Raw genomic sequence first — 7,272 nt, forward strand, 5'->3', positions numbered from 1 at the left:
CCCCGGTGGACTGTGTCCACCGGGGCCGTCGTGCGCAAGCGCTGGATCAGCGCTTGGAGTACTGCGGAGCCTTACGGGCCTTCTTGAGCCCGGCCTTCTTGCGCTCGACGACGCGTGCGTCGCGAGTCAGGAAGCCGGCCTTCTTGAGCGCCGGGCGGTTGTGCTCGGCGTCGACCTCGTTGAGCGCACGGGCGATGCCGAGGCGCAGGGCACCGGCCTGGCCGGACGTGCCGCCACCGTTGATGCGGGCGATGACGTCGAAACGACCCTCGACGTCGACCAGCTTCAGCGGGGAGTTCACGAGCTGCTGGTGCACCTTGTTGGGGAAGTACCCCTCGAGGGTGCGGCCGTTGATCTTCCACTGGCCGGTGCCGGGCACCAGGCGCACGCGGGCGATGGCCTCCTTGCGACGGCCCAGGGCCTGCGCGGGGGCGGTGGTGCTCTGGCCACGGCCCGTGGGGGCTGCGCTCTCAGAGGTGTAGTTGCTGGGGGTCTCTTCGTCCAGCACGTCGATGTCGACGGTGGTCTCGGCCACTGGTGTGTCCTCGCGTCCTAAGTTCTCGTCTACGAGCAGGCGGAGCCTACTGCGCGACCTGGGTGATCTCGAAAGTCTTCGGCTGCTGCGCGGCGTGCGGGTGCTCAGAGCCTGCGTAGACCTTGAGCTTGCCGAACTGGGCGCGGCCGAGCGAGGTCTTGGGGATCATGCCGCGGACGGCCTTCTCCACAGCACGCTCGGGGTGCTTCTCCAGCAGGTCGCTGTACGCGACCGCCCGAAGACCACCCGGGTAACCGGAGTGGGTGTAGGCAAGCTTCTGCTCGCGCTTGTTGCCGGTCAGGGCGACCTTGCCGGCGTTGATGACGATGACGAAGTCACCGCCGTCGACGTGCGGAGCAAAGGTGGCCTTGTGCTTGCCACGGAGCAGGGTCGCCACGTGGGTGGCGAGACGGCCCAGGACGACGTCGGTCGCGTCGATGACGTACCAGTCACGCTGGACGTCGCCGGGCTTCGGGGTGTACGTACGCACGGTCGTAGCCTTCGTTTCGTGTCTTCGGTGTCTTCGGCGCAGGAGCCTGCGTCCGACAAGTCGTTTGGCCTTCGGTTGACAGGTGTCCAGGTCACGGAGCGAGTGGGCGCACAAGTGACGAGATACCGAAGGGGAAGCACAACGACTCAACAGACTACCTGGACGGCCCGTGCAGGGTCAAAACATGCTGCGTCACACCGAGGGTGATCTGGACCTCGGTGAGCAGCGTGCCCGACGGCGCACGCACGGGCGCCAGAGCGCCGGTTCAGGCGGTTGCCCGGTGGTTGTCGCGGGAGAGGCCGATGGACGCGCCTTCCCGAGGACGAGGGTACGCGCCGGGGCGCAGGTCGGCGCACGCGTCGCACTGGAGCGTGCGCGCGACGCCTGCGCAGTCGGCGCAGAAGAGGCGCAGCGTCTGGCAGCCCGGGTCGACGCAGTTCTCGTACTTGGCGGTCGCGCCGCCGCACTCGTTGCACGCGCCGAGCGGGACGGTCTCGGTCCCGAACTCGACGTGCATGCGCTCGTCGAACACGTAGAGCGACCCTTCCCACAGCCCTTGGTCGCCGAACGTCTCGCCGTAGCGCACGATCCCGCCGTCGAGCTGGTAGACCTCCTCGAAGCCGCGCGCGAGCATGAGCGAGGACAGGACCTCGCAGCGCACGCCGCCCGTGCAGTAGGTCACGACGGGGCGACCCTTGAGGTCGTCGTACGCGCCCGAGTCGAGCTCGGCCACGAAGTCGCGGGTCGTCTCGACCGCCGGTACGACGGCACCGCGGAACCTGCCGATCGCGGCCTCGAACGCGTTGCGGCCGTCGAAGAACACGACGTCGTCGCCGCGCTCGGCCACGAGCTCGTGCAGCGCCTCGGGGTCGAGGCGCGCACCGCCGTCGACCACCCCGTCCTGGTCGACCGTGAGCTCGTCGGCCGCGCCGAAGCTCACGAGCTCGGGGCGCACCTTGACCGACAGGCGCGGGAAGTCACGGCCCGTGCCGTCCGACCACTTGACGTCGATCTCCGAGAAGCCCGGGTACTGCTTGGTCGTCTTGACGTACTGCTTGAGGTTCTCGACCGTCCCACCCAGCGTCGCGTTGATGCCGTGCTCGGAGACGATGACGCGTCCCGTCAGCCCCCACTGCTCCCCGAGGGAGCGTTGCCACAGCTGCACCGCGCGCGGGTCGGCGAGCGGCGTGAAGGCGTAGAAGAGGATGATCTTGGGGACGGCCATTGCTCCATTTTAGGAGCCCGACGGCGGCGCGCAGGTCGTGCTACCGGCCCGCCGCAGTGCGTGTGGCCTTCCTCACCGCACACTCGCCGCGGGCCGGCCGGGCCGGCACCTGCCGGTCACCGCTGACGCTTGACCCGCTCGACGTCCCAGACCGGCTCAGGTGTCTCGACGACCCGCCCGTCCGAGCCGAACACCACGAACCGGTCGAAGCCGCGCGCGAACCACCGGTCGTGCGTGACGGCCAGAACCGTGCCCTCGAACGCCGCCAGGCCCGACTCGAGCGCCTCGGCCGAGTGCAGGTCGAGGTTGTCCGTGGGCTCGTCGAGCAGCAGGAGCGTCGCTCCCCCGAGCTCGAGCAGCAGGATCTGGAAGCGCGCCTGCTGCCCGCCGGACAGCGTCTCGAAACGCTGCTCGGCCTGACCGACGAGCTCGTAGCGGTCGAGCGCCTTGCTCGCCGGCTCCCGGCCCATGCCGGAGCGCGCGCCGTCGCCGCGGTGCAGGATCTCGAGCAGCGTCCGGCCCTCGAACTCGGGGTGCGCGTGGTTCTGCGCGAACCACCCCGGGCGCACGCGCGAGCCGAGCGCCGCCCGGCCCGTGTGCGCCACGGGGGGGACGACGGCTGCGTCGCCCGACGCACCCGCTGTACCGTCGAGGACCGGCCGGTGCTCGAGGTCCGGGTCCGACCCGCCGCGAGCCAGGAGCCGCATGAAGTGCGACTTGCCCGAACCGTTGGACCCCAGGATCGCGACGCGCTCGCCGAAGAAGACCTCGAGGTCGAACGGCTCCATGAGCCCGGTCAGCTCGAGCTGCTCGCACGTCACGGCCCGCTTGGCCGTGCGCCCGCCGGTGAGGCGGACCTTGACGTTCTGCTCGTGCGCCAGGACCTGCGGCGGCCCGGCCTCCTCGAACTTGCGCAGGCGCGTCTGGGCGGCCTGGTAGCGGCTGGCGAGCCCGTCGTTGAAGGCGGCCTTGTTCTTGAGGGTGTTGACGAGGTCCTTGAGCTTGGCGTGCTCCTCCTCCCAACGACGCAGGAGCTCCTCGAGCCTGCTGCGGCGGTCGGCGCGGGCCTCGGCATATGTGCCGAAGCCGCCGCCGTGCACCCAGATCGTCCCGCCCGCGGCCGTGGGCTCGACGGTCGCGACCTGGGTCGCGGTCCGCGCCAGGAGCTCGCGGTCGTGGCTGATGAACAGCACCGTCTTGGGCGAGGCCGCGAGCTTCTCCTCGAGCCAGCGCTTGGTCGGCACGTCGAGGTAGTTGTCCGGCTCGTCGAGGAGGAGGACCTCCTCGGGGCCCCGGAACAGGGCCGTGAGGACCAGGCGCTTCTGCTCGCCGCCCGACAGCGTGCGGACCTCGCGGAACTGCGCCTGCTCGAACGGGATCGACAGGACCTCGTCGGTGACCTTGTCCCACTCGGCCTCTGCCTCGTACCCACGAGCGTCGGCCCAGTCGGCGAGCGCCTGGGCGTAGCGCATCTGGGACGGGGTGTCGTCGACCGTCATGATGTCGAGCTCAGCCGCGGCGAGCTCGCGCGCGGCGTCGCGGATCGAGGGCTGCGCGAGGTCGACGAGCAGGTCGCGAACAGTGCGGTCGTCGTCGATCCGGCCGACGAACTGGCGCATCACGCCGAGCCCGCCGCTGCGCCCCACGGTGCCCCCGTGGGCGGACAGGTCGCCCGCGACGATGCGCAGGAGCGTCGTCTTGCCGGCGCCGTTGGGCCCGACGAGAGCGACCTTGGCCCCGTCCGCGACGCGCAGGGTCGCCCCGGCGAGGAGGGGACGGCCGTCGGGCAGGAAGTAGCTGATGTCGCTGATGTCGATGTGACCCACGGGCTCATCCTCCCTGCCCGAGGCCCTGGTTGACGACTCCTTTCGCCGACGGTGACGCACCCGACCACCCGGGGTGACCACCTGCCGAGCGCACCGCCGCGCCCTGGCGCGCTCCGCCGTCGGGCTGCACAACCCCGTCCGGCGGCGCACGCAGGCTGCGGGAACGCCCTCGCGGTGACAGTGTGGAGGGATGAGCGACGACACCCCTGCCACCCGGACCGACCCCGCCCTCGGCACCGAGGGCGACTCCGACCAGCTCCAGCGCGACGACACCCTGGTCGACCGCGGCGTCGACGACGTGCTCGACGAGGGGTATGCACCGCCCGAGCGCGCCCCGCTGACCTACGCACACCCTGAGCGCCTCGAGGAGGACGGTGAGTCGCTCGACCAGCGCCTCGCCGACGAGGAGCCCGAGGACTGGGACGCCGACCCCCTCGACCGACCGGACACCACGCGGTCGGGCCGGCTCGTGGCGGACCCCGACGCGCTCGACGGCCGCGTCAACGACACGTACGCCGACGACGCCGGGATCGACGGCGCCGCGGCGAGCGCCGAGGAGGCCGCGATCCACATCGTCGAGGAGCCGTAGGCGCTACGACGGGCGGGCCTCCGGCGCCCCCTCGGTCGTGGCGTCCCAGACGTCCTCGTCCATGCGGACCGCGCGGACGCGCTCGGCCCTGGCCGCGAGCTCGTCGTCGGGCGGGTACGTGACGGCCTCGAGGACCAGGCCGTGCGGCGGCACGACGCCCGCCCCCGCGTCGCGGCGCCTCGCCGCCAGGACCTCGGCCGGCCAGGACACGGGACGACGCCCCTCCCCCACGGCGACCGACGCGCCGACCAGTGCGCGCACCATGTTGTGGCAGAACGCGTCCGCGCGGACGTGCGCGACGACGAGCCCCGCGTCGGGCCCGTCGGTCGCCCGCTCCCACGACAGGTGCTGGAGCTCGCGGATCGTGGTCGCACCCGGCCGCGGCTTGCAGAAGGCCGCGAAGTCCCTGACCCCGAGCAGCGGCTGGAGGGCCGCGTGCATCGCGTCGGCGTCGAGCGGCTTCCGGTTCCACAGGACCCACTCACGGCGCAGGGGGTCGCGCAGGGCGGGGTCGTCGACGATGCGGAACGTGTAGCTGCGGTACAGCGCCGAGAAGCGCGCGTCGAACCCCTCCGGAGCGGGCGTCGCCCGGTGCACCACGACGTCCCCCGGCAGCACTCCCCCGAGCCGCGCGACGAGCGCGTCGCCCGGGGTACGGTCCGAGCGGCCCGGCATCGCGTCCCACGCGGCCCTCGGCAGGTCGACGTGCGCCACCTGACCCCGCGCGTGGACCCCCGCGTCGGTGCGGCCCGCGACCGTCAGCCGCGGCGGGTCGCCCCGCAAGATGTGTCCCAGGCCGTCCTCGAGGGCACCCTCGACCGTCCGCAGGCCGGGCTGGCGGGCCCACCCGGCGAAGGCCGTGCCCTGGTAGGCGAGGTCCAGGCGGACACGGACCGGCTGCTCGTTCGTCACGTGCACCTACGCTAGCGCCCGATACTGTGCTGACATGCCCGAACGCACTTCCGGCCCCGACTCCGAGCTGCGCACCCTCGCGGTGGACTGCGGCGGGGGCGGCATCAAGGCCAACGTGCTCGACGCCGCCGGGACCGCGCACGCCGCCGCCGTCCGGGTCCCGACGCCCTACCCCCTGCCGCCGACCCTCCTGGTCGACGTCGTCGCGCAGATCGCCGACCGCCTGCCCCCCGCGGTCCGGGTCACCGTCGGCATGCCGGGCATGATCCGCCGCGGGGTCGTCGTGCACACCCCGCACTACATCACGCGCTCGGGACCGCGCAGCAGGGTCGACCCGGCCCTGGCCGAGCAGTGGGCCAGCTTCGACGTCCAGGCGGCGGTGAGCGAACGCCTCGGGATGCCTGCGCTCGTCCTCAACGACGCGGAGGTGCACGGGGCCGGCGTCGTCGCGGCGTCGGGCCTCGAGCTCGTGCTCACGCTCGGGACCGGGCTGGGGTCGGCACTGTTCCACGGCGGACGCCTCGCCCCGCACCTCGAGTGGTCGCACGCGCCCGTCCGGCGCGGCACGACGTACGACGAGTACATCGGCGAGGTCGAGCGGCGGCGACTCGGGAACGGCCTCTGGTCACGGCGCGTCGTCGCTCTCGTCGAGGGGCTGCGCCCCGTGTTCTGGTGGGACCGGCTCTACCTGGGCGGGGGCAACTCGCGCCAGATCACGCCGTCCGCGCTCGAACGCCTGGGCGACGACGTCGTGGTCGTCCCCAACTCGGCCGCGCTCGTGGGCGGTGCCAGGGCGTGGGACCTGACACTCGTCTGAGCTAGGACGGGTCCAGCTCGTGGTGGGCCGCGAGGACGGCCCGGGTGAACGCCACGGGCCGGTCGAGGCTCACGAGGTGCTTGGCCCCCGGCACCACGACGAGCTCGGCCCGCGCGCCGCCCGAGCGCGCGGCCGCGAGGTAGGCGCGCTCCCCGAACCGGAAGTGGTCCCACCGCCCGTTGACGAACCACACGGGAGAGTCCGTCACCGACAGCGCCGCCAGGGGCTCCGTGCGCCCGACCTCGTCGAGGATCGCCGTCATGGTCGTCAGCGCGAAGCCGCCCGCACCGATGTCCTCGACGCCGGCCGCGGGCAGGGTCCTGCGCACGAGCGCCTGGTTGAGGGCCGCACCGTTGTCCGGCAGCCTCTCGATACGATCCGCCGCGACGCGCCAGGCGACGCGCAACCGGGACGCCGGCACCGTGCAACAGCTCGCCGCGACAAGACCCGCGACCTGCTCGGGACGGCGCGCGCGGTGCTCGATCCCCACGTACCCGCCGAGCGAGAGCCCGACGACGAGCGCCCGGCCCCCGAGGTCGTCCACAGCCCCGGCGACGGTCACCACGGCACCGTCGAGGGTGAACGCCTCGCCCGTCCGCTCGCCGTGACCCGGCAGGTCCACGGCCTCGGCCACGATGCCGGCACGGTCCATGGCCTCGAGCTGCGCCCTCCACATCGTGCGGGACGTACGCGAACCGTGGACGAACAGCACCGGCAGACCCATACCGACCAATCTAGGGCCCCAGCGCCCGGCGCACCGCCGAGCACACCCGGTGGGCGCCGCCGTCGGGCCGTCGTGGCCACGCATCCTCCGTCGAGCGCCCGCCGCCGGGCACGACGAAGGGCCCGGCACCAGATGGTGCCGGGCCCTTCAGGAG

Annotated in this window: 8 protein-coding genes; 2 read left to right on the plus strand and 6 right to left on the minus strand. The window is 72.6% G+C overall.

All coding sequences use genetic code 11. The features are described from left to right. Nucleotides 1–46: 46 nt before the first annotated feature. The 4 genes from rpsI to ACFRCR_RS15100 all read right to left on the minus strand — a co-directional run bounded on the left by rpsI (nt 47) and on the right by ACFRCR_RS15100 (nt 4,076). Nucleotides 47–535, minus strand: coding sequence for a 30S ribosomal protein S9 (gene rpsI, locus ACFRCR_RS15085; protein WP_377678649.1), 489 nt, complete (start codon nt 533–535; stop codon nt 47–49). A gap of 46 nt (nt 536–581) precedes the next feature. Further along, a complete protein-coding gene (rplM, locus tag ACFRCR_RS15090; RefSeq protein WP_030151909.1) occupies nt 582–1,025 on the minus strand; it encodes a 50S ribosomal protein L13 in 444 nt (147 codons plus the stop codon). Nucleotides 1,026–1,290: 265 nt separating this feature from the next. After that, nucleotides 1,291–2,250: a rhodanese-related sulfurtransferase gene (locus tag ACFRCR_RS15095; protein WP_377678651.1), complete on the minus strand. Its 960-nt coding sequence runs from the start codon at nt 2,248–2,250 to the stop codon at nt 1,291–1,293. Nucleotides 2,251–2,366: 116 nt separating this feature from the next. Then, complete coding sequence (locus tag ACFRCR_RS15100) at nt 2,367–4,076, minus strand: ABC-F family ATP-binding cassette domain-containing protein (RefSeq protein ID WP_377678653.1); 1,710 nt, start codon at nt 4,074–4,076, stop codon at nt 2,367–2,369. Nucleotides 4,077–4,266: 190 nt separating this feature from the next. On the opposite strand from ACFRCR_RS15100, the gene ACFRCR_RS15105 reads away from it, so the two are divergent. Further along, nucleotides 4,267–4,665 (plus strand): DUF5709 domain-containing protein, encoded by a 399-nt coding sequence (locus tag ACFRCR_RS15105; protein ID WP_138825529.1) that lies wholly within the window; start codon nt 4,267–4,269, stop codon nt 4,663–4,665. Between the two features lie 3 nt (nt 4,666–4,668). On the opposite strand, the gene truA is transcribed toward ACFRCR_RS15105, so the two are convergent. After that, a complete protein-coding gene (gene truA / locus ACFRCR_RS15110; protein ID WP_377678655.1) occupies nt 4,669–5,577 on the minus strand; it encodes a tRNA pseudouridine(38-40) synthase TruA in 909 nt (302 codons plus the stop codon). A 34-nt stretch (nt 5,578–5,611) separates the two neighbouring features. Between truA and ACFRCR_RS15115 the strand changes: the two genes are divergently transcribed. Further along, nucleotides 5,612–6,394: an ROK family protein gene (locus ACFRCR_RS15115; RefSeq protein ID WP_377678657.1), complete on the plus strand. Its 783-nt coding sequence runs from the start codon at nt 5,612–5,614 to the stop codon at nt 6,392–6,394. Between the two features lies 1 nt (nt 6,395). Here ACFRCR_RS15115 and ACFRCR_RS15120 read toward each other — a convergent pair whose 3' ends face one another. Then, on the minus strand, nt 6,396–7,118 hold the full coding sequence (locus tag ACFRCR_RS15120; RefSeq protein ID WP_377678659.1) for an alpha/beta fold hydrolase: 723 nt from the start codon (nt 7,116–7,118) through the stop codon (nt 6,396–6,398). Nucleotides 7,119–7,272 lie beyond the last annotated feature (154 nt).

The sequence above is a fragment of the Oerskovia sp. NPDC056781 genome (assembly GCF_042789955.1).
Lineage (GTDB): Bacteria > Actinomycetota > Actinomycetes > Actinomycetales > Cellulomonadaceae > Oerskovia > Oerskovia rustica.